Below are 21,443 nucleotides of genomic sequence, written 5' to 3' on the forward strand. Positions count from 1 at the left end.
CCCCCAATCGGTGGACAAGCGTTTCCCCTGATTGTGGCCGATCGGAGGATTGTCTTGCCCGTTTAGCAGCCCTAACCTCTTCAGACATGCCGTTATCACCGTCGACCAGGCCGGTCGCTGCCGCTTCGGCGCGGACCAGTCCGTTCGGGCGATTGGTGACCCAGGGCACTTTCTACACCACCGGAATGCAACTCAGCAACAGCGCCGTGGTGCTGCCCTTCATCTGCGCGCATCAGGGCATCACCTGGGCGGCCGGGATGCTGTTTCCGGCGTACAGCATCGGCTTGATCATGGGAAATTCGGCGTCGCCGGCGATCCTGCAGCGAGCCGGCCGGATGCGCCACGTGCTGCTGTCGGCGACTGCGGCGGCAGTGGCTGCGCTGCTGATCTGGGATGCGGTAATCCCATGGACCGGCGTCTACGCCGCGGCGGTGTTTCTGCTGACCACAGCCGCCGCCGGAGTCGTCATCGCGGTGGCCACCGTTGCCTATACCGACATGGTCTCCAGCAAGCTGCCCGCAAGACGCCGCGGCGAACTGTTCCTGACTCAAGGTGCCGCGGGATCGACGCTGGCCACCGGCGTCATGCTGCTGATAGCGCCCATGCTGGCCAGCGGCGATCAAATAGCCCACTACCGCGATCTGCTGTGGCTGGGTGCCCTGGCTCTGATTGCTTCCAGCGTCGCTGCGCTGCTCGTGGGTCCCATGCGGTCCGCATCTACCACCGCCCGCCCGCCGCTTCGGGAAATCTATCGACAAGGTTTCGCGGTCGCCCAGGACCAGCCGTGGTTTCGCCAGTACGCGATGACGTATCTGCTGTTCGCCCCGATCTGCCTGGGAACCACGTTCTACAGCCTGCGCGCCGCAAAGAAGATGGGCAGTTTGCATGTGCTGGTGGTCCTGTCCAGCGTCGGACTGGTCGTCGGTTCGGCGTTCTGGCGCAAGATCTACCGTCGGTTCGGAGTGCGCGGCATGCTGCTGGGCAGCGCACTGTGCAGCACGACCGCCGCCCTGGTGTGCATCGCGGCGGAGTTGTCCGGCCAGTGGTACCACCTGTGGGCGTACGGCACGGTTTTCCTGCTGGCGACGCTGGCCGCCCAACCCGTATCCGCCGCGTCGGTATCCTGGATCAGCGTGTTCGCCGCCGAGCAGCACCGCGCGACGCTGATCGGCTTCGGGGCGACGTTGCTCGCCATCACGTTCACCCTGCTGGGCGGTGTCCTCGGCATGATCGCCCAAAAACACGCCACCGTCTGGCCGGTCGTCGTTGTGCTGGCGCTGTCGCTGGTTGCCGCTTTCGCGGCCGTCCGGGCACCCGGGCCAATGGACGACCGGGCGCACGATCGATCATCGCGACCACAGACCGGCGTACCAAGGCTGGTCTTGCTCGGCGATTGCGACGGCTCCGCCCGCCGCCGGCAGACCCGGCGGGCCTCGACCAGCTGGCAACCCGAGCCGGTTCGGCCGGCCGCCGCCGCAGCCGCGGCCAGCTAACCCAAGCGCGACATCCACCCGTGGGTGTCGGCGAAGGTGCCCCGCTGAATCCCGGTCAACGTGTCACGCAATGCCATGGTCAGCTCACCGGGCTGGCCGTCGGCGATGGTGAACTCGACGTCGCCGTACTTCACCCGCGACACCGGGGTGATCACGGCGGCGGTACCACAAGCGAACACCTCGGTGATCTCGCCGACGGCGGCCTTCTTCTGCCACTCGGCGATGTCGATCTTGCGCTCCTCGACCGTCACGCCGGCATCGGTCGCCAAGTGCAGCAACGAATCCCGGGTGATGCCGGGCAGCAGCGAGCCGGACAGCTCCGGGGTGACCAGCCTGGCCGATCCGCCACTGCCGAACACGAAGAAAATGTTCATCCCGCCCATTTCTTCGACGTAGCGGCGCTCGACCGCGTCCAGCCACACCACTTGGTCGCAACCGTTGTCGACGGCTTCGGCCTGAGCCAGCAGCGAAGCGGCGTAGTTGCCGCCGCACTTGGCCGCACCGGTGCCGCCGGGGCTGGCTCGCACGTATTCCGTTGACACCCAGACGCTGACGGGATTGACTCCGCCCTTGAAGTAGGCACCCGCCGGCGAGGCGATCAGCAGGTAGCGGTATTCCTTGGCCGGCCGCACGCCCAAGCCGGGCTCGGTGGCGATGATGAACGGCCGCAGATACAACGCCTCCTCGCCGCCGGCCTGCGGAACCCAGGCGTTGTCGACGGCGATCAGCTGGCACAGCGATTCGATGAACAGCTCGTCGGGCAATTCCGGGATCGCCAGCCGCCGGGCCGAGGAACGCAATCGCGCGGCGTTGGCCTCGGCCCGAAACGACACGATCGAGCCGTCTGTCCAGCGGTAAGCCTTGAGGCCTTCGAAGACCTCTTGCGCGTAGTGCAGCACGATCGCCGAGGGGTCCAGTTCGATCGGGCCATAGCCGATGACCCGAGCGTTGTGCCAACCCGTGCCCTCGGTGTAGTCGATCGAGACCATGTGGTCGGTGTGGAATTTGCCGAAACCGGGGTCCTGCAGGATCGCTACGCGCTGTGCATCGCTTGCCGGACTCGCCGCGCGCGTAACCGTGAACTGTAGGGACCCGCTGGTCATGGCGCCGATTCTATCGGTGTAGGAAGGGTTTTCCGCACGCGAGTGGGTCGCTAACGCGTTTTCGCCTCGACGAACGGCGGGGGCACCACGGCGCAGTCGACCGCGCGCCCGCGAACGTCGACGGTGACCTGACCACCGTCCGGCACTTCCGCATCGGTATCGATCAGCGCCAGCGCGATGCCAGCCTGCAATGTGGGCGAAAACGTTCCCGACGTGGTTACCCCGACCGCGGTATCCCCGACCAGCACCGTCAGACCGGGACGCAACACGCCGCGGCCGACCATCCGCAGTCCCCGCAACAGCCGCCGCGGCCCGGCCGCCTTCTCCGCCAGCAGCGCGTCGCGGCCGAAGAACGCATCCTTTTTCCAGCCGATGGCCCAGCCGCAGCGCGCCTGCAACGGCGAAATTTCGGGCGAAAGCTCGTGCCCGTGCAGTGGATAACCCATCTCGGTGCGCAGCGTGTCGCGAGCTCCCAGACCGGCGGGCTGGCCGCCCGCGTCGGACACCGCGTCCACCAGGGCGTCGAACACCACACCGGCAGTCTCCCAGGGCGGCAGCAGTTCGTAGCCGTGCTCGCCGGTGTAGCCGGTGCGGCACACCCGAACCGGGACTCCGGAATACGCCGAATCGGCATAACCCATGTAATCCATGTCGGTCGGCAGGCCCAATGCGCTGAGCACGTCGGTGGAGCGCGGGCCCTGCACCGCCAAAACGGCATAGGAGCGATGCAGGTTGGTGATCGCCAGGTCGCCCGGGGCGACGTCCTGCAATGCGCCGACCACCGCGGCGGTGTTGGCGGCGTTGGGTACCAGGAAGATCTCGTCGTCGTCGACGTAGTAGGCGATCAGGTCGTCGATGACACCGCCGGATTCGTTGCAGCACAACGTGTATTGCGCCTTACCGGGGCCGATGCGGCGCAGGTCGTTGGTCAGCGCGGAGTTGACGAACTCCGCCGCGCCCGGTCCCCGGACCAGCGCTTTGCCGAGGTGGCTGACGTCGAACAGGCCGACGGCGGTACGGGTGGCATGGTGCTCGCTGACGGTCCCGGCATACGACACCGGCATCAGCCAGCCGCCGAATTCGGCGAAACTGGCGCCCAACGCGCGGTGCCGGTCTTCCAGGGGTCCATGCTGCAGCTCATCGGTCACGACGACACACCCTAATCCGCATCGGCTGCTGGCACACTTGGGTAGGTGTCCGACTCCCCCGACTCTCCCGACTCTCTCGACTTCGAAGCGCTGGAAGCTGCCGGAATCGCTGATCCACGCGGGCGGGCCGACCTGATCAAGTACTTGGACGGACTGGGCTTCACCGTCGACCAGATGGCCGAAGCCGAGCGCCGCGGCCGGCTGTTCGGTCTTGCCGGTGATGTCCTGCAATGGTCGGGGCCTCCCATCCATACCGTGCAGTCGGCGGCCGACGAACTCGGGTTGTCCGCCGAGGAGGTCGCCCGCGTCTGGGCTCTGCTCGGCCTTACCGTCACCGGTCCCGATGTTGCGGCGTTGAGCCAGGCCGACGTCGACGCGCTGGCGACCTGGGTGGCGCTGAAGGCGGTGGTGGGTCAGGACGGGGCGTACGGACTGTTGCGGGTGGTCGGCACCGCGATGGCCCGGCTCGCCGAAGCCGAGTCGACGATGATCCGCGCCGGCATGCCGGACATCCAGATGACCCACACCCATGACGAGCTCGCCACCGCGCAGGCGTACCGGGCCATCGCCGAGTTCGTCCCCCGGATCGGGAACTTGATCGACGTCGTTCACCGGCATCATCTGACCAGTGCCCGCACGTATTTCGAGGGTGTCGTTCAGGACACGTCGGCGAGCGTCACCTGCGGCATCGGTTTTGCGGATCTGTCCAGCTTCACCGCGCTGACCCAGATGCTCACACCCGCGCAGCTGCAGGATTTGCTCACCGAGTTCGGCGCCACCGTCGCCGACGTGGTGCATGCCGACGGTGGCCGGCTGGTGAAGTTCATCGGCGACGCGGTCATGTGGGTGAGCCCGACACCCGTGCGGTTGGTGCAGGCGGCGGTTGATCTGGTCGACCATCCGCGGGCGCGCGAGGCCGACCTGCAGGTGCGCGCCGGGCTTGCGTACGGCACCGTCTTAGCCATCAACGGCGACTACTTCGGCAGCCCGGTCAACCTCGCCGCGCGACTCGTGGCGGTTGCGGCACCGGGACAAATCCTGGCCGCGAGCGAGCTCCACGACAAATTGCCGGATTGGCCCGCGACCGCGCACGGCCCGTTGACGCTGAAGGGTTTCGACGCCCCGGTTACGGCCTTCGAGCTGCGGGCCCGCGACGCCGACGGGCCAAGTCCCGTAGGGTGATTGCGCGTGACCACCGAACCGGGTTACCACAGCCCCACCGTCAACGTTGCCACGTCACTGCCGAAGCGCGGTGCGGGTTCTGCGGTACTGATCGTGCCGGTCGTCTCGACCGGTGACGACGAGACGCCGGGAGCGCTCGTGGCCGTCGCCGAGCCGTTCCTGGGCGCCGACGCGATCGCCGAGATCGAGGCCGGCCTGCGTGCACTGCAGGCCACGGGCGCCGGCGAGCAGGTGCACCGGCTGGTCGTGCCGTCGCTGCCGGTGGGCAGTGTGTTGACGGTCGGCCTGGGCAAGCCGCGCTCGGAGTGGCCGTCGGACATCATTCGCCGGGCCGCGGGGGTAGCCGCGCGGTCGCTGGGCAGCGCGCAGGCGGTGATCACCACGCTGGCCGAGTTACCCGGCGACGGCGTCTGCTCGGCCACCGTCGAGGGGCTGATCCTGGGCAGTTACCGGTTCACCGCTTTCCGCAGCGCCAAGACCGCCCCGAAAGACGAAGGGCTGCGCAAGATCACGGTGCTGAGCACGGCCAAGGACGCCAAGAAGCACAGCGCCCACGCCGCCGCGGTGGCGACCGCGGTCGCCACCGCCCGCGACTTGGTGAACACGCCGCCGAGCCACCTCTACCCCGCTGAGTTAGCCAGGCGCGCAAAGACTTTGGGCGAGGCGGCCGGACTCGAGGTCGAGGTGCTCGACGAGAAGGCGCTGCAGAAGGCCGGTTACGGCGGGGTGATCGGTGTCGGTCAGGGCTCGTCGCGCCCACCGCGACTGGTACGGCTGGTCTATCGGGGATCGCGGCTGGCCAAGAATGCGAAGCAGGCCAAGAAGGTCGCGTTGGTCGGCAAGGGAATCACCTTCGACACCGGCGGGATCTCGATCAAGCCGGCCGCGTCGATGCATCACATGACCTCGGACATGGGTGGGGCCGCCGCGGTGATCGCCACCGTCACGCTGGCGGCCCACCTGAAGCTGCCGATCGACGTGATCGCCACGGTGCCCATCGCCGAGAACATGCCGTCGGCGACGGCGCAGCGCCCCGGCGACGTGCTGACCCAATACGGCGGAACCACGGTCGAGGTGCTCAACACCGACGCCGAGGGACGGCTGATCCTGGCCGACGCGATCGTCCGGGCTTGCGAGGACAACCCGGATTATCTGATCGAAACGTCGACGCTGACCGGTGCGCAGACAGTGGCGCTGGGCGCGCGTATCCCCGGCGTGATGGGCAGCGACGAGTTTCGCGATCGGGTCGCCGCGATCTCGCAGCGGGTCGGCGAAAGCGGCTGGCCCATGCCGCTGCCGGATGAGCTCAAAGAGGACCTGAAATCCACGGTGGCCGACCTGGCCAACGTCAGTGGTCAGCGTTTCGCCGGCATGCTGGTGGCCGGGGTGTTCCTGCGGGAATTCGTCGCCGACTCGGTGGACTGGGCGCATATCGACGTGGCCGCCCCCGCCTACAACACCGGCAGCGCGTGGGGCTATACGCCCAAGGGTGCCACCGGCGTGCCGACCCGGACCATGGTCGCGGTCCTCGAGGACATCTGCGAAAACGGCTAGAAAACCGCCGGCTGGCTACCTGGTCACCAGCGAGATCACCGCGCGGCTCAGCTTGCGCCGCGGCCAGCCGGTCAGGCCGGCGGCTGCCAGCGCGGCCCGCGCCGCGTTCCGCCCGCAGGCGCCGTGCACGGAGCCGCCCGGGGTAGCCGACGCGCTACCCAAATACAGTCCCTCGATTGGGGTTTCGGCGCGACCCAGCCCCGGAGCCGGACGAAATATCAGCATCTGCGGTAACTGCGCGGTGCCGCCGTTGAGCGCACCGAGATGCAGGTTGGCGTCACTGGCTTCCAGATCCGACGGCCGTTGCACGAACCGGTCGAGTACCCGGGCACCGAACCCGGGAGCATGCGCTTCGATGACGTGGTCGATCGATGTGGCCAGTTGCTCCGCCGAACCGTCGTCGGCCACGTTTCGCGGCAGATGCGTATAGGCCCAAACACTTTCGGTTCCGATGGGCGATCTGGTGGGGTCGGCGGTGGTGGTTTGGCCCAGCAGCAGGAACGGATGCTCGGGCACCACCCGGGTGTTCAGGTCGGCCATCCAGCGCACCAGCCCGTCCCCGTCGGCCCCGAGATGGATGGTGCCCGGCTGCCGCAACCTCTCCGATCGCCACGGGATGGGACCGTCGAGCGCATAGTTGACCTTGACCACCGGCGGATCCCACACGTAGTGCTGGATCTCCCGTAGCAAGCCGCCGGGGACCGCATCCGCGGGCAGCATGTCGCAAAACAGTCGCGGCGCCGTCACATCGGCGACCACGGCCCGTCGCGCCCGAACCGTTCGTCCTCCGGTGGTGGTCACCGACACCGCACGGCCACCGCGGACGTGGATGCGAGAAACGTCCTGGTTGCACTCGATTCGCGCACCCGCCGAGGTGGCGCGGCGCACCAGCGCCGAGGTCAGCTGACCAGAGCCGCCGACGGGCACCGGCCAGCCGCAGTCCTGGCCCAGCATCGTCAGCAGAAAGCCGAACGCGCCGCTTCCCGGCGCATCCAGCGGAGCGTCGGCGTGCATGGCGCTGCCCAGCAACAAAAGTCGCGGCGCCTCACCGGCGAACATCCGGTCCACCATGATGTTGGCGGGCTGCACCAGCAGATGCGCGAGCCGCACGGCGTCGGCAGTACCGAGCTTGAGTAGCAGCCGGATCATCGGCCCCAGCGGCGGAAACGGCGACATCATCGCATCCAGCAGCGGTGACTTGACTTTTTCCCATAGTCGCAGCACCCGCCACCAGTTTTCGCCGTCGCCGTGCTGGCGACGTTCGAACTCTGCTGCGGTGCGAGCCGCGTCCCGGTAGAGGACCGGCGGGTCGTCGTCGGTCGCACTGCGCGGATGACCGACCACCGCGGGCGCGTGCGACCATCGCAGCCCGTGGTCTTCCAGCTGCAACGCCGCGATGGCCGGCGACGCGATCGTCATGGGATAGAAGGAACTGAACAGGTCGGTGACGTAGCCGGGCGTCAGCTCGGCACTGCGCACCGCGCCACCCGGTTCGGGCTGGGTTTCCAGGACCAACACGTCCCAGCCGGCGTCGGCCAGCATCGCGGCGGCAACCAGCCCGTGATGCCCGGCACCGATAACGACGGCGTCGACCCCGTCGCCAGCGCGGGCCATGACTACCTGACCTGACTGGGCTCGAAGCGCTCCGCCATGGCCGCCAGCCGCAACAGGCATTCACGGTTGCGTGGATAGATGGCCGCCAGCGCCAGTCGATCGGGCATCAGCCCGATCGGCCCCTGTACCGGCAGTTCGATCATGTCAAGCCGGCATCCTGCCGGAATTCCACGCAGCCGCATGGTGATCCGGGCGGCACCGAACCAGCCCAGTCCGGCGTGCAAGACGAGTTCCTGGCCGGGCGCGCAGCTCTCGACCACCGTCTGGTCGTCGATCACCAACGGCCAGATCCCTATCGAGTGCCGGATGGCCGCACCCGGCTGCGGCCAGTGCGAGTCGACCGCGCGAGTGCGGCTATTGCCCACCACCCACTGGCTGTAAGTCCATCCGTCGGCGAGCACGCCCCAGACGTCATCGCAGGACACCGCCACATCGCGGGTCGCGATCAGTTCTCCGGTCGCTGTCATGAGCGGGTCCTTTCGCACCGGGGATGATCCCAGCGGGTACCCGCCGCGCCCGGAACTAATGCCGGGATACTGCCGGGACCGCGCCGGTCGACCGGCTAGCAAACTCCGCAGGTTTAGCCGCGCGATCCAGCGGCTAACCCGATCAGCGACCGGAAACTTCGAGGAAGGCCGAATTGTGACTCTGCGACGGTTGATCATTGCGGTGGGTGCCGTGCTGTTGGTGGCCGGTGTCATCGGCCTGCTGGTGCCGGTGTCGGTGTCCAACAGCAACGGTGGTTCGATTTCCTGCGGAAACGGGTTCGCCACCGACCTGTCCGCGGCGCGAAACGCCAACAACAGCAACGGCGCCGACATCCCGATCCTCAACCAGGTCATCCCACACACCGACTTCGTGGCGCAATGTGAATCGGCGGTATCGAGCCGGCGCATGTGGGCCATCCCGCTGGTGGTGATCGGGATCGTCGGGATAGGCGGCGCGCTGCTGGTACGGCGGTCTCAGGCCGCAGATACCAGCGTGGGAGACGTCAGATAACCCGCATGCGGGCGGTACTGCGCAGCGCCTGGGGCAGCACCCGGGAAATGCCGTACAGCGCGTAGGCCTCCGGCGCTACCGGGCGGATGGGCTTGTTCTTCTTGACCGCCGACACGATCGCGTGAGCAACCTTGTCGGGACCGTAGTGGCGTAGCGCAAACATCTTGTCCAGCTGGCTGCGCCGGCCTTCGACCTGCTCCTCGCCCTTTCCGAACGGCGTGTCGAAGCGGGTGGCCGCGATGATGTTGGTGTCGATGACGCCGGGACACACGGTGGTCAGACCGACGCCGGCGGCGTCGAGTTCGGCCCGCAGACAGTCGGAGAACATGTACGTCGCCGCCTTGGAGGTGCAATAGGCGCTCAGCGACTGCAGCGGCGCGTAGGCGGCCATCGACGACACGTTGACGATGTGACCCCCGGTGCCGCGCTCGACCAGACGGCGGCCAAAGGAACGGCAACCGTTGACCACGCCGCCGAGATTGACGGCCAGCACCCGGTCGAACTGCTCGGCGGGAGTGTCCAGGAACCGGCCCGCCTGGCCGATGCCGGCGTTGTTGACGACGATATCGGGAACGCCGTGTCGGGTGCTGACCTGCTCCGCGAACGCCTCAACCGCTTCGGCGTCGGACACGTCGAGCACGTACGGATGGGCGACGCCGCCGCGTGCCGCGATCTCCGCGGCCGTGTCTTTGACCGTGGCCTCGTCGATGTCACTGATCACCACCTCGGCACCCTCACGGGCAAACGCGAGTGCGGTTTCGCGGCCGATCCCGCTGCCCGCCCCGGTGACGGCGACCAGGATGTCACCGAAGTGCTTGCGCGGCCGGCCGACCTGTGCCCGCAGCAGCGCGCGGCTGGGCGGGTTGCCCTCGACGAAGTCGGCGATGTCGTGCACCGCGGCCGCCATCACCTGCGGATGCGACATCGGGGAAAAATGACCGGCCTTGATGTCTCGTCGCCACAATCGCGGCACCCAGCGCGCGGTCTCGTCGTAACCGTAGGGCCGCACATACGGGTCCTGGGTGTTGACGATGAGCTGCACCGGGACGCCGATGACGGTGATGCCGCGACTGCGCCGCTGCCGGGAGAAAGCCCGAAAATAGTTGGCGGGATACGTCTTCACCGAGCGAGCGGCATCGCTGGGCAGGTTGTCGGAGTGGTGGATCTGGTCGGCCGGGATGTTGTCGACCATATTGCGGCGAACCGCCGCGAGCGAAAGCGCCACCCGCAGAATCAGTGGCGCCACCACCGGCACCGAAAACAGCGCCATGTAGCTCAACCGCAGCGCCTGGGCGAGGGACCGGAGAAACCGTCGCGGCCGCCATGGCCGGCGCAGCCCGCCCCAGACGTAATCGACCAACTGTTCCTGACTCGGGCCGGACACCGAGGTGAACGAGGCGACTCGGTCTCCGGCGCCGGGGCGGGTCAGATACTCCCAGATGCCCACCGAGCCCCAGTCGTGGCCCATGACATGGACCCGCCGGCCCGGGGTCAGCTGGTCGATGACGGCGGCGAAGTCGTCGGCGAAACAAGCCATGGTGTAGGCCGAGACGGGTTTCGGCGCCGACGACAGGCCGACCCCGCGGTTGTCGTAGCGGATCACCCGGAAACGCTGCGCCAGCCGCGGAACCACGCCGTCCCACAACACGTGCGAGTCGGGAAAGCCGTGCACCAGCACCACCGCCGGACCGTCGGGGTTGCCTTCTTCGTAGACCGCGATACGAGCGCCGTCCGCGCTGTCGACGAACCGCTGGGGTGCCTGTTGTGCTGCCGGCATCGGACCTCCGCCTCACCTGCGACCTGCTTCGCCTACCAGTGGCCACACCGTAGCAAGGGCGCTGCGCGGTTTCCGCGGTCGCCGCCGCCGGCGGAAGGCGCTGCGCCCTGAATGCGTGCCGGCCGCGCGGCAGTGACAGGATAGGTTTCGACATCTACTTGGGTTCCGCACCCGGTGCACGACTGTGTGGTAAGCCAGAGGTCGGCTGTGCCGACCGACGACCGATCGAGGAGTCAACAGAGATGGCCTTCTCAGTCCAGATGCCGGCACTCGGTGAGAGCGTCACCGAGGGAACCGTCACCCGCTGGCTCAAGCAGGAAGGCGACACGGTCGACATCGACGAGCCCCTCGTCGAGGTCTCGACCGACAAGGTCGACACCGAAATCCCTTCGCCGGCCGCCGGCGTGCTGACCAGGATCATCGCCCAGGAGGACGACACGGTCGAGGTCGGCGGCGAACTGGCCGTCATCGGCGATGCGTCGGAAAGCGGCGGCGAAGAAAAGCCCTCCCAACCGGAACCGGAAGCCCCAGGTCACGGTAACGCCGAGCCGGCCCCCCAGGCCCAACCGGCGCCGCAGCCCGAACCGGTATCAGAACCCGCCCAGCCGTCAGGTTCCGGCGGCGACACCACACCGGTGCTGATGCCCGAACTCGGCGAATCGGTCACCGAAGGCACCGTGACTCGCTGGCTGAAGAAGGTCGGGGATTCGGTCGGAGTCGACGACCCGCTGGTGGAGGTTTCCACCGACAAGGTCGACACCGAGATCCCGTCACCGGTGGCCGGCGTTCTGGTCAGCATCACCGCCGACGAGGACGACGTCGTCCAGGTCGGCGGTGAGTTGGCGCGGATCGGCACCGGCTCCCAAGCCGCCGCGCCGGCCGCACCCAAGCCGGCACCCGCACCCGAGGCCGAGCCTGAGCCCAAGCCCGAACCCAAGCCCGAACCCAAGCCGGAACCCGCCGCCAGGCCCGCTCCCGAACCCAAGCCGGAACCCGCCACCGCGCCCGCGCCGAAGGCCGAAACGCCACCATCTCAGCCCGCGACCCAAGGCGGCGCCGAAGGCACCCCGTACGTCACGCCGCTGGTGCGAAAGCTGGCCTCACAGCACAACATCGACCTCGCCGAGGTGACCGGCACCGGCGTCGGCGGCCGGATCCGCAAGCAGGACGTGCTGGCCGCGGCAGAACAGAAGAAACCAGCCGGGCAGGCGCCGGCTCCAGCCCCTGCGCCGGCTGCCAAAGCCGCCGCCCCGTCCGCCCCGGCACCGGCATTGGCGCATCTGCGCGGCACCACACAGAAGGCGAGCCGGATCCGCCAGATCACCGCCAACAAGACTCGCGAGTCCTTGCAGGCGACGGCGCAGCTCACGCAGACCCACGAAGTCGACATGACGAAGATCGTGGCGCTGCGCGCTCGGGCCAAGGCGGCGTTCGCCGAACGGGAAGGGGTGAATCTGACCTTCCTGCCGTTCTTCGCACGAGCGGTCATCGACGCCCTCAAGATCCACCCCAACATCAACGCCAGCTACAACGAGCAGACCAAGGAGATCACCTACTACGACGCTGAGCACCTCGGGTTCGCAGTCGACACCGAGCAGGGTCTGCTCTCCCCCGTCATTCACAACGCCGGCGACCTGTCGCTGGCCGGGCTGGCCCGCGCGATTGCCGACATCGCTGCCCGCGCGCGGTCGGGCAACTTGAAGCCCGACGAGTTGTCCGGCGGCACGTTCACCATCACGAACATCGGCAGCCAGGGCGCCTTGTTCGACACCCCGATATTGGTGCCGCCGCAGGCCGCCATGTTGGGTACCGGAGCGATCGTCAAACGGCCCAGGGTGATCGTCGATTCCTTCGGCAACGAGTCGATCGGCGTGCGCTCCGTGTGCTATCTGCCGCTGACCTACGACCATCGCCTCATCGACGGCGCGGATGCGGGACGTTTTCTCAGCACCATCAAGCACCGCCTCGAAGAGGGAGCGTTCGAAGCAGACCTGGGTCTTTGATGGGCCGTCAAGAAGGGCCGAGAAAGGCTAGATGAAACGGTGCCCGAGACGGTTGTCGCGATAGCGGGTTCGTCGGGCTTGATCGGCTCGGCTTTGGCCGCCGCGCTTCGCGCCGCCGACCATACGGTGCTTCGCATCGTGCGCCGGACCCCGGCGAGTTCCGAAGAATTGCACTGGAATCCCGACAGCGGCGAGTTCGATCCCGGCGTACTCACCGGCGTCGACGCCGTGGTCAACCTGTGCGGCGTCAACATCGGCCGGCGCCGCTGGTCAGGGGCGTTCAAACAGAACCTGCGCGACAGCCGGATCACGCCCACGGAGGTGCTGTCCGCCGCCGTCGCCGAGGCCGGCGTCGGCACCCTGATCAACGCTAGTGCGGTGGGTTACTACGGAGACACCCGGAACCGCGTCGTCGACGAAAACCACTCAGCCGGAGGGGGTTTCCTGGCCCAGCTGTGTGTTGATTGGGAAGCCGCCACGCTGCCGGCCCAGTACGCCGGCACTCGTGTGGTCCTGGCCCGCACCGGTCTGGTGCTGGCTCCGGCCGGGGGCGCGCTGCGTCCGATGCGGCCGGCATTCTCGGTGGGCCTGGGGGCGCGGCTGGGTAGCGGCCGTCAGTACATGTCGTGGATCAGCCTCGAGGACGAGGTGCGGGCGCTGCTGTTCGCCATCTCCAACCCCGACTTGTCCGGGCCGGTGAACATGACCGGGCCGGCGCCGGTGACCAACGCCGAGTTCACCACCGCGCTCGGCCGGGCACTGAATCGCCCGACGCCGTTGATGCTGCCCGGGTTCGCGGTACGCGCGGCACTCGGCGAGTTCGCCGACGAAGTGCTGCTCAGCGGTCAGCGCGCTATCCCCGCTGCGCTGGAACAAACCGGTTTTCAGTTCCACCACAACACAATTGGTGAAGCGCTGCGCTACGCCACCGCGCGGCGCGACCACGCTTAGCACTCAGCTGCTTTTTGCCTGGCGTATCCCCTTCCGATACGCGCCCATTCGTGTACTCTTCGCTTGCGGTCCCATCCACATTCCACCAGCGGCCAACAAATGGAGAAACGCGTGGCGACGTCGGTATTCCACGACCTGAAAAAGGAAGGGCCGCTCTACGCGCTCTTTCTGAACTGCACCCTGAAAAGTGCGCCGGAAGTTTCGAACACCGAGGCGCTGTGCAATCTACTGATCGAGCGTCTGCGGGCTCACGAACCCGACATCGAAACCGAGATCGTCCGGGTCGTCGACTACAACGTCAAGCCCGGGGTGATGAACGACGAGGGCGACGGGGACGAGTGGCCGGCAATCCTGGAAAAGGTGAAGCGCTGCAACATCATCGTGCCCGCAATGCCGATCTGGATGGGCGTGCGGTCGTCGGTGATGCAGCGGGTGATCGAAAGGCTCGACGGCACCACCAAGACGGTGATGTGCGAACGGACCGGCCAGTTCCCGCTCTACGGGTCGGTGGCGGGCATCGTGGTCACCGGCAACGAGGACGGTAGCCATGACTGCGTGGCCAACACTTTCGCCAACCTCCTGCACTTCGGCGCGACGGTCCCACCCAATACCGACGTGTACTGGGTCGGTGACGCCGGACCCGGAGCCAGCTACATCGAGGCCGGCGGCGAGTTGTCGCCGTACGTGCGCCGGAACGCCGAGCTGACCGCGCTCAACCTGCTCTTTGCGGCAAAGCTGTTGCGAGCGAACCCCTACACCATCAACATCGCCGAACATAACGCAAAGATGATGGCGCGCAACAAAGTCAAGGAAGCGGCCATGAAGCTCGCGATCAAGCATATGCGCGAGAACATGCCAGACTGAACCGGCAGTGGATTCAGTCTGAAAGCCAGCGTCATGCGGTCTTCCGGAGATCCGGTTCCCAGTATCAGCGAGGCCGCGGCCACTGGGGAAATCGCGGACCTCTATGCCGACATCCGCCAAACGCTCGGAATGACTTTCGTCAACCTGATCTGGCGTAATCTCGCCTCGATCCCCGGTGCGTTGCGCTGGACCTGGGACACGATGAAACCCCTCTACGCCAATGGCGCAGTGTACCGGGAAGCCGACTCGCTGCGCCAGGGGCAAGAGTTACCGCCGGTACCGCAACTCAGCGCTGCTGCGCTGCAATCCGTCGGAATCGGAGCCGATGACCAAAATGTCATCCGCACAACACTTTCCGGATATGACACCGGCAATCCGCTCAACCTGGTGGGGTTCTGCGCCGTTCGGGCCCGGCTGCACGGCCTTACCCCGCCCGCGTGCCCGTGTATTCAGCAGGCACCCCGCCGGCCGCCGCCGGCAGCATGTGCGCTGTTGATGAACCTGGACGAGATGGCGCCACATGTCGCCGAAATGGTGCGCATCGTGAATCTGATCGGAGCCCGCGGCCGGGCACGAGACCTACAGGTCAGCCTGCCACGAAACCTTGCTCATTGGCCGGGCATGCTGGTGCTCTACTACACCGCCCTGCAACCGCTGCATGACAACGGCTCGCTGCTGGCCGCGATCGACGCGGTGATCGCCGACGGCAGACGACGCGGGCATGCAGTCAGCGGCGCGCTGGGGAACACCGGCCTGCCGGACACCGAAACCGCAACGGCCATCAGGGATTCACTGGAAAACCTGGTGCCGAACGCGATGGCGCGGATGATCCCGGTGGTGAGCCTGCTACTTCGCTTGCTGCCTCGTGAAACCGACAATGCGCGCTAACAGAAGGGATTGGACGGAGTCATGCAACTCACGGAACTGGTAGCTGGTCTCGGCGTCGCCGACGTCGTCGACGCGATGATGATGACGCATCAACACCGTGCGCACATCATCGAACTGCGCAGCCCCGACCCCGATCGGGTCCTCGTCGGCCCAGCGGTGACCATCTCCTTTCTGCCGGTACGCAAGGACCTGATGGATCCGCAGAAGCACAGCCTGGGGCCGGCCATCTACCGCGCCGTCGCCGAACATGAGGCCAACGGCGCCGTCCTGGTGATGGCGTCCAATGGCTACCGGCAGACCTCGCTCGGCGGCGGCACCAAGCTCAGTCGCGTTGAAAACCTGGGCATGGCAGGCATTCTGGCCGACGGCATGCTGCGCGACTTTGAGGAACTGAGCACCTACAACTTCGCGACGTACTGCCACGGCGAAACGGTGCGCGCCGGCGGCAATGAGATTCAGCCCTATCTGGCCGATGTTCCGGTAGCGGTCGGCGGGGTCACCGTGGTACCCGGCGACGTGATCTTCGCCAAGGGATCGACGGCCGTGGTCATCCCCGGCGCCGAAGCCGAGGCGATCCTGTCCAAGGCGCGCCAGGTGATGCAGAAGATGGACCAGATGAAAGAGGGCCTGAAATCCGAAGACCCGCAAGCGGTGCTCAGCCACGGCAGCGGTGAGCTCTGATGCCGCCGTCGAATACCAGCGAGCAGATCGTCGAGGCGCTCGCGGCCGAAGGCGTCGAGTATGTGTTCGGTATTCCCGGCGACGAGAATCTGCATTTCATGGAGGCGCTGCGCAAGGACGGGCGGATCAAGTTCGTCCTGTTCCGTCACGAACAGGCCGCGGGTTTCGCGGCCGCGGCCTACGGCCGCCTGACCGGCAAGCTCGCTGTTGCCATGTCGACGCTGGGCGCCGGGGCGATGAACCTGACCACCCCGGTCGCCCACGCTTATCTGGCGGCCATGCCGATGCTGGTCATCACCGGTCAAAAGGCGGTGCGCGACAACCGCATGGGGCAATACCAGCTTGTCGACGTGGTCGACGTGATGCGTCCGATCACCAAGTTCGCGGCCAAGATCCCGTCCGGGCAGATGGCCGGCTCGCTGCTGCGGCAGGCGATGATGGCGGCGTTGGGCGGGCGTCAGGGACCCGCGCACCTGGAACTGCCCGACGATGTAGCGCGGGAGACCGAGCTGGGCCCGTTGGTTCCGTGCCGGTTCGGCGACATTCCGGTGGCCACCCAGGACAGTATCGAGGCCGCGGCCAAGCTGATCCAGAACGCGAGCCGGCCACTGATTATGGTGGGCGGCGGCACCCGCGCCAACCGGCCCGCCGTCGCGGCGGCGGTACGGGAATTGATCGCCAAGACGCAGATCCCGTTCGTGGCGACGATGATGGGCAAGGGCGTCGCCGACGAGGACGACCCGAACTATCTGGGCTGCTCGATCTTGCCCGGCGACTATCCGAACTGTGCCATCCAGTCCGCCGACGTCGTGCTCAACATCGGTCATGACGTGATGGAGAAGCCGACCATGTTCATGCAGCCCGATGACGGGCGCACCGTCATCCATCTCAATCCCTTTGCGGCCCAGGGGGACAACTCGTATTTCCCGCAAGCACAGGTGGTCGGCGAAATGGCCGACGCGCTGCGCCGACTGACCGCGCAGCTCGCCCCGAACCCCGCGTGGGATCACGACGGCTTCCGCAACCTCGGAAAAGCCATGCAGGACAGCATCAAACGCTCCGCCGCCGACACTTCCTTCCCCGCCAAACAGGGATGTCTGATCGCCACCCTGCGCGAGTTCATGGCCGACGAGGACATCCTCTCGCTCGACAACGGCATTCACATGATGTGGGCCACCCGAAACTTCAACGCCCGCCAGCCCAACACCATGCTGATCGATCATGCGCTGGGATCGATGGGAATCAGCCTGCCGGCCGCGATTGCCGCCAAACTTGTTCATCCCGAACGCAAGGTGGTGGTGCTCACCGGCGACGGTGGCTTCGCCATGAACAGCCAAGACCTGGAAACGGCCGTCCGCCTAGGGCTCGATCTGATTGTCGTGGTGTTCAACGACAGCAGCCTGGCCATGATCGCGCTCAAGCAGATGGTCGACGGCTACCAACGCTACGGCGTGGACTTCGCCAACCCGGACTTTGTCGCGTATGCCCACAGCTACGGGGCAACCGGCCATCGGCTTGACGATCCCGCCAAGTTCCGCGCCATACTCGATCAGGCCGCAGCGGCCGGTGGAGTGCACATCATCGATGCGCCCGTCGACCCACAACAGAACCTGGCGCTGATGATGGAGATGCGCTCGGTCGACTGCCAGAAGGTGCTGGCCGGCGGGGGGCAGTAACCGCGGTAGCGAAACTCGTCTGCTAGGTGTCCTTGATCGGCTCACCGGGCGGGGCCGCGGTCGTGTGGTTCTGCTGCCAGGGCCACCGTCCGGTCATCTCCACAGTGAGCGAGAAGCTCAAGAAGGTCCGAATGGCGACGATGCCGGCCAGAGCGGCGACACTTTGCGCGTTGGGTTTGAGGGCAATGGTCTTGATGATGTCACCGGCCACCAGAAGCTCCAAGCCGACCAGGATGGAGCGCCCGAGCTGTACCCGAAACTCTCGGTAGGCCTGGCCGGCATTGCGCGGTGCTCGGCACAGGAACAGCACGATAGCGCCCACGGCGCCGATGATGATCACCGCGACGCCCAGGCCGTCGATCGCCATGCCCACGCGGACAACGGTTTCGATGAAGCTCATTGCAGGCACATTATCTCGGCACCGCGCCTTTTCCCGGCATCCGACCGGCGGTTCCGCGCGCGTCGCTTCAGCGAGACCACGAATCCGCCGCCGCGGTCACGAGTAGCCTCGTCATCGTGGCTGGTTCTATTCGGTCGAGCCGGACCCAGATCGACGTCCGTCAGCTGGGGACCATCGACTACCGGGATGCCTGGCGGTTGCAGCGAGAGCTCGCCGACACCCGGGTCGCCGGCGGACCGGACACACTGCTGCTACTGGAACACCGGCCCGTCTACACCGCGGGCCGGCGCACCGAACCGCACGAACGTCCCGTGAACGACACCGCCGGCACCCCGGTCGTCGACACCGACCGCGGCGGCAAGATCACCTGGCACGGCCCGGGACAGCTGGTCGGTTATCCGATCATCGGGCTGGCCGAACCGCTCGACGTGGTGAATTACGTTCGGCGCCTTGAGGAATCGCTGATCAAGGTATGCGCCGACCTGGGTCTCGAGGCCGGCCGGGTCGACGGCCGGTCGGGGGTATGGCTGGCGGCCGACGCCGGGCGCCCGGCGCGAAAGGTCGCCGCCATCGGGGTAAGGGTTTCGCGTGCGACGACCCTGCACGGGTTCGCGCTCAACTGTGACTGCGATTTGGGCGCGTTCACCGCCATCGTGCCGTGCGGCATCACCGACGCGGGCGTGACGTCGCTGTCCGCCGAACTCGGACGCCCGGTAACCGTTGACGATGTCAGATCGGCCGTCGCCGAGGCCGTGTGCGACGCCCTGGACGGTGTCCTGCCCGTCGGTGAACATCCCGTCGCACGCGTAGCATCAGCGATGTGACTGTCGCACCCGAGGGCCGGCGCCTACTGCGCCTGGAGGTGCGCAACGCGCAAACCCCGATCGAGCGCAAACCACCATGGATCCGCATCCGGGCCCGCATGGGCCCGGAATACACCGAGCTGAAAAGCCTCGTGCGGCGCGAGGGCCTGCACACCGTCTGCGAGGAGGCCGGCTGTCCGAACATCTTCGAATGCTGGGAGGACCGGGAAGCGACCTTCCTGATCGGCGGCGACCAGTGCACCCGTCGCTGCGACTTCTGCCAGATCGACACCGGTAAGCCCGCCACCCTGGATCGTGACGAACCGCGACGGGTCGCCGAGAGCGTGCACACCATGGGATTGCGGTATGCCACCGTCACCGGGGTGGCCCGCGACGATCTGCCCGACGGCGGTGCCTGGCTGTATGCGCAAACGGTGCGGGCCATCAAGGAGCTCAATCCGCAGACCGGCGTCGAGCTGTTGATCCCCGACTTCAACGGCGAGGCCGGCCGGCTTGCGGAGGTGTTCGCGTCCCGCCCGGAGGTGTTGGCGCACAACGTCGAAACGGTGCCCCGCATCTTCAGACGGATCCGTCCCGCGTTCAGCTACCGGCGCAGCCTGGATGTGCTCACCGCGGCCCGCGACGCCGGCCTGGTCACCAAGAGCAACCTCATCCTGGGTCTGGGTGAAACCCCCGACGAGGTGCGCACCGCCCTGACCGACCTGCATCGCGCCGGTTGCGACATCGTCACCATCACCCAGTATCTGCGACCGTCGCCGCGCCACCACCCGGTCGAGCGGTGGGTCAGGCCGGAGGAATTCGTCGAGTACGCGCAGTACGCCGAGGGGCTGAGCTTCGCCGGGGTGCTGGCCGGGCCGCTGGTGCGTTCGTCGTACCGGGCGGGCCGGCTCTACCGGCAGGCCCGCAGCTCGGCGGCCTCGGACTCCCGGTAGCCGCCGCGTACGTATCCTTGAGGACTATGGCCAAACCCCGCAACGCCGCTGAGAACAAGGCCGCCAAAGCCGCGGCAAGTGCTGCCCGCAAGGCCGCCGCCCGGCAGCGCCGCACTCAGCTGTGGCAGGCGTTCAACATCCAGCGCAAAGAGGACAAACGCCTGCTGCCGTACATGATCGGCGCGTTCGTGCTGATCGTCGGCGTGTCGGTGGGCGTCGGGGTGTGGGCCGGCGGCTTGACCATGATCACGCTGATTATCTTCGGCGTGGTGCTGGGCGCGCTGGTGGCGTTCATCATCTTCGGCCGCCGCGCCCAGCGCAACATCTACCGGCAGGCCGAAGGTCAAACCGGCGCCGCGGCCTGGGTGCTGGACAACCTGCGGGGCAAGTGGCGGGTCACCCCGGGCGTGGCCACCACCGGGCACTTCGACGCGGTGCATCGGGTGATCGGCCGACCGGGTGTCATCCTGGTCGGCGAGGGATCGGCGGGCCGCGTCAAACCCCTGCTAGCCCAGGAGAAGAAGCGCACCGCCCGCCTGGTCGGCGATGTGCCGATCTACGACATCGTCATCGGCAACGGCGACGGCGAGGTGCCACTGGCCAAGTTGGAACGCCACCTCACCAAACTTCCGGCCAACATCACCGTCAAGCAGATGGACACCCTGGAATCGCGTCTGGCCGCCCTGGGTTCCCGCGCCGCCGGCGCCCTGCCGAAGGGCCCGTTACCCAACGCCGGCAAGATGCGCGGCGTCCAGCGCACCGTGCGCCGCAAATAGCCGCGCATAGCCGCACCGTGTGCCGAACGCCCGGGCTGCTGTCAGCGCGGCGACGATGCGTGCGGCGCGGCCGCACGAACTCAGCGCCGCACCACGGCCGTGCCGGTCAGCCGGTCATGTAACCCGCGCCCGTCCGAGTCGGTGAACAGCGGTGGGATCACCAGCGCGATCAGCAGGCCCCGTGCTACCAATCGGCCCACGCCCACGGGCAGCCGGCCGTCGACCGCCACCACCACCAGACCCAGGAGCAACTGGCCCGGGGTGAATCCGAACAGGCGCACCGCAATGACACCCAGCAGCAACCAGATGACCAGCACCATCGACGACAGCATGGGCTGGGACCAGGCGCCGACGCCCAGGCCTAGCAGCGCCAGTCCGTAAGCCACCAGCCAGTCGATGCACAGGGCGCCGAGCCGGCGCCCCATCGGCGCCAGCGCACCCGGACCGGTCCGCGGAAAACCGAGCGTCTTGCCGGGATATCCGGTAGATTCCGCCGTCATCGGCCCGGTCCGATCGGCTGGCTCCGCATCGCTCCGGACCGGCCGCGGGACGGCCCGGACAAACCTATCGGTTGACCG

19 protein-coding genes and 1 pseudogene are annotated in these 21,443 nt (G+C 67.2%); 13 read left to right on the forward strand and 7 right to left on the reverse strand.

Annotated elements, in window-relative coordinates; all coding sequences use genetic code 11:
• The first annotated feature begins 86 nt into the window (after window positions 1-86).
• Window positions 87-1,493 carry a hypothetical protein gene (locus MKAN_RS02875; protein WP_023364928.1) on the forward strand — a complete coding sequence of 469 codons (1,407 nt, stop codon included), beginning with the start codon at window positions 87-89 and terminating at the stop codon, window positions 1,491-1,493.
• Here the strand turns inward: MKAN_RS02875 and MKAN_RS29225 are convergent.
• Both MKAN_RS29225 and gcvT read right to left on the reverse strand, forming a co-directional pair.
• The gene (locus MKAN_RS29225) at window positions 1,490-2,596 is read right to left on the reverse strand and encodes a branched-chain amino acid aminotransferase (protein WP_023364930.1); all 1,107 of its coding nucleotides are present in this window, start codon (window positions 2,594-2,596) and stop codon (window positions 1,490-1,492) included. The two genes, MKAN_RS02875 and MKAN_RS29225, sit on opposite strands and share 4 nt — an antisense overlap.
• A 50-nt stretch (window positions 2,597-2,646) precedes the next feature.
• Window positions 2,647-3,744: a glycine cleavage system aminomethyltransferase GcvT gene (gcvT, locus tag MKAN_RS02885; RefSeq protein WP_023364932.1), complete on the reverse strand. Its 1,098-nt coding sequence runs from the start codon at window positions 3,742-3,744 to the stop codon at window positions 2,647-2,649.
• A gap of 45 nt (window positions 3,745-3,789) precedes the next feature.
• Between gcvT and MKAN_RS02890 the strand changes: the two genes are divergently transcribed.
• Both MKAN_RS02890 and MKAN_RS02895 read left to right on the forward strand, forming a co-directional pair.
• The gene (locus MKAN_RS02890) at window positions 3,790-4,926 is read left to right on the forward strand and encodes an adenylate/guanylate cyclase domain-containing protein (protein ID WP_023364934.1); all 1,137 of its coding nucleotides are present in this window, start codon (window positions 3,790-3,792) and stop codon (window positions 4,924-4,926) included.
• A 6-nt stretch (window positions 4,927-4,932) separates the two neighbouring features.
• Window positions 4,933-6,480, forward strand: a complete 1,548-nt coding sequence (locus MKAN_RS02895; RefSeq protein WP_023364936.1) for a leucyl aminopeptidase — start codon at window positions 4,933-4,935, stop codon at window positions 6,478-6,480.
• Window positions 6,481-6,495: 15 nt separating this feature from the next.
• Here the strand turns inward: MKAN_RS02895 and MKAN_RS02900 are convergent, their stop codons facing one another.
• Together MKAN_RS02900 and MKAN_RS02905 are read right to left on the reverse strand one after the other, a co-directional pair.
• On the reverse strand, window positions 6,496-8,094 hold the full coding sequence (locus MKAN_RS02900; RefSeq protein WP_023364938.1) for a phytoene desaturase family protein: 1,599 nt from the start codon (window positions 8,092-8,094) through the stop codon (window positions 6,496-6,498).
• Between the two features lie 2 nt (window positions 8,095-8,096).
• Window positions 8,097-8,561, reverse strand: coding sequence for an SRPBCC family protein (locus tag MKAN_RS02905; RefSeq protein ID WP_023364940.1), 465 nt, complete (start codon window positions 8,559-8,561; stop codon window positions 8,097-8,099).
• A gap of 175 nt (window positions 8,562-8,736) precedes the next feature.
• Between MKAN_RS02905 and MKAN_RS02910 the strand changes: the two genes are divergently transcribed.
• Complete coding sequence (locus MKAN_RS02910; protein WP_023364942.1) at window positions 8,737-9,093, forward strand: hypothetical protein; 357 nt, start codon at window positions 8,737-8,739, stop codon at window positions 9,091-9,093.
• Here MKAN_RS02910 and MKAN_RS02915 read toward each other — a convergent pair.
• Window positions 9,086-10,870: an SDR family oxidoreductase gene (locus tag MKAN_RS02915; protein ID WP_023364944.1), complete on the reverse strand. Its 1,785-nt coding sequence runs from the start codon at window positions 10,868-10,870 to the stop codon at window positions 9,086-9,088. The two genes, MKAN_RS02910 and MKAN_RS02915, sit on opposite strands and share 8 nt — an antisense overlap.
• Window positions 10,871-11,112: 242 nt before the next feature.
• Between MKAN_RS02915 and sucB the strand changes: the two genes are divergently transcribed.
• The 6 genes from sucB to MKAN_RS02945 all read left to right on the forward strand — a co-directional run bounded on the left by sucB (window position 11,113) and on the right by MKAN_RS02945 (window position 17,933).
• Window positions 11,113-12,873, forward strand: coding sequence for a 2-oxoglutarate dehydrogenase, E2 component, dihydrolipoamide succinyltransferase (gene sucB / locus MKAN_RS02920; RefSeq protein ID WP_023364946.1), 1,761 nt, complete (start codon window positions 11,113-11,115; stop codon window positions 12,871-12,873).
• A gap of 39 nt (window positions 12,874-12,912) precedes the next feature.
• Window positions 12,913-13,824 (forward strand): TIGR01777 family oxidoreductase, encoded by a 912-nt coding sequence (locus MKAN_RS02925; RefSeq protein ID WP_023364948.1) that lies wholly within the window; start codon window positions 12,913-12,915, stop codon window positions 13,822-13,824.
• A gap of 111 nt (window positions 13,825-13,935) precedes the next feature.
• Entirely contained in the window at window positions 13,936-14,688 is a 753-nt protein-coding gene (locus tag MKAN_RS02930; protein WP_036393404.1) for a flavodoxin family protein, read from the forward strand.
• A gap of 33 nt (window positions 14,689-14,721) precedes the next feature.
• Window positions 14,722-15,576, forward strand: a complete 855-nt coding sequence (locus tag MKAN_RS02935) for a halocarboxylic acid dehydrogenase DehI family protein (protein WP_023364952.1) — start codon at window positions 14,722-14,724, stop codon at window positions 15,574-15,576.
• Between the two features lie 21 nt (window positions 15,577-15,597).
• The gene (locus MKAN_RS02940) at window positions 15,598-16,257 is read left to right on the forward strand and encodes an RraA family protein (protein WP_023364954.1); all 660 of its coding nucleotides are present in this window, start codon (window positions 15,598-15,600) and stop codon (window positions 16,255-16,257) included.
• Window positions 16,257-17,933 carry an acetolactate synthase large subunit gene (locus tag MKAN_RS02945; protein ID WP_023364956.1) on the forward strand — a complete coding sequence of 559 codons (1,677 nt, stop codon included), beginning with the start codon at window positions 16,257-16,259 and terminating at the stop codon, window positions 17,931-17,933. Before MKAN_RS02940 ends, MKAN_RS02945 begins: the two co-directional genes overlap by 1 nt.
• Window positions 17,934-17,955: 22 nt before the next feature.
• Here the strand turns inward: MKAN_RS02945 and MKAN_RS02950 are convergent, their stop codons facing one another.
• Window positions 17,956-18,333, reverse strand: coding sequence for a DUF1622 domain-containing protein (locus MKAN_RS02950; protein WP_023364958.1), 378 nt, complete (start codon window positions 18,331-18,333; stop codon window positions 17,956-17,958).
• Between the two features lie 116 nt (window positions 18,334-18,449).
• On the opposite strand from MKAN_RS02950, the pseudogene lipB reads away from it, so the two are divergent.
• The 3 genes and pseudogenes from lipB to MKAN_RS02965 all read left to right on the forward strand — a co-directional run bounded on the left by lipB (window position 18,450) and on the right by MKAN_RS02965 (window position 20,865).
• A pseudogene (gene lipB / locus MKAN_RS02955) lies at window positions 18,450-19,143 on the forward strand (lipoyl(octanoyl) transferase LipB).
• Window positions 19,144-19,153: 10 nt separating this feature from the next.
• Window positions 19,154-20,089 carry a lipoyl synthase gene (gene lipA, locus MKAN_RS02960; protein ID WP_023364962.1) on the forward strand — a complete coding sequence of 312 codons (936 nt, stop codon included), beginning with the start codon at window positions 19,154-19,156 and terminating at the stop codon, window positions 20,087-20,089.
• Between the two features lie 26 nt (window positions 20,090-20,115).
• Entirely contained in the window at window positions 20,116-20,865 is a 750-nt protein-coding gene (locus MKAN_RS02965) for a DUF4191 domain-containing protein (RefSeq protein ID WP_023364964.1), read from the forward strand.
• An 80-nt stretch (window positions 20,866-20,945) separates the two neighbouring features.
• Here MKAN_RS02965 and MKAN_RS02970 read toward each other — a convergent pair whose 3' ends face one another.
• Entirely contained in the window at window positions 20,946-21,365 is a 420-nt protein-coding gene (locus MKAN_RS02970) for an RDD family protein (protein ID WP_023364966.1), read from the reverse strand.
• Window positions 21,366-21,443: the final 78 nt, after the last annotated feature.

The sequence above is a fragment of the Mycobacterium kansasii ATCC 12478 genome (genome assembly GCF_000157895.3).
Taxonomy (GTDB): domain Bacteria; phylum Actinomycetota; class Actinomycetes; order Mycobacteriales; family Mycobacteriaceae; genus Mycobacterium; species Mycobacterium kansasii.

Coding starts and splice junctions, on each gene's coding strand:
- MKAN_RS02905 (WP_023364940.1), bottom strand. CDS start 8,561: ATGACAGCGACCGGAGAACTGATCGCGACCCGCGATGTGGCGGTGTCC.
- MKAN_RS02965 (WP_023364964.1), top strand. CDS start 20,116: ATGGCCAAACCCCGCAACGCCGCTGAGAACAAGGCCGCCAAAGCCGCG.
- MKAN_RS02875 (WP_023364928.1), top strand. CDS start 87: ATGCCGTTATCACCGTCGACCAGGCCGGTCGCTGCCGCTTCGGCGCGG.
- MKAN_RS02940 (WP_023364954.1), top strand. CDS start 15,598: ATGCAACTCACGGAACTGGTAGCTGGTCTCGGCGTCGCCGACGTCGTC.
- sucB (WP_023364946.1), top strand. CDS start 11,113: ATGGCCTTCTCAGTCCAGATGCCGGCACTCGGTGAGAGCGTCACCGAG.
- MKAN_RS02950 (WP_023364958.1), bottom strand. CDS start 18,333: ATGAGCTTCATCGAAACCGTTGTCCGCGTGGGCATGGCGATCGACGGC.
- MKAN_RS02900 (WP_023364938.1), bottom strand. CDS start 8,094: ATGGCCCGCGCTGGCGACGGGGTCGACGCCGTCGTTATCGGTGCCGGG.
- MKAN_RS02915 (WP_023364944.1), bottom strand. CDS start 10,870: ATGCCGGCAGCACAACAGGCACCCCAGCGGTTCGTCGACAGCGCGGAC.
- MKAN_RS02935 (WP_023364952.1), top strand. CDS start 14,722: ATGCGGTCTTCCGGAGATCCGGTTCCCAGTATCAGCGAGGCCGCGGCC.
- MKAN_RS02970 (WP_023364966.1), bottom strand. CDS start 21,365: ATGACGGCGGAATCTACCGGATATCCCGGCAAGACGCTCGGTTTTCCG.
- MKAN_RS02945 (WP_023364956.1), top strand. CDS start 16,257: ATGCCGCCGTCGAATACCAGCGAGCAGATCGTCGAGGCGCTCGCGGCC.
- MKAN_RS29225 (WP_023364930.1), bottom strand. CDS start 2,596: ATGACCAGCGGGTCCCTACAGTTCACGGTTACGCGCGCGGCGAGTCCG.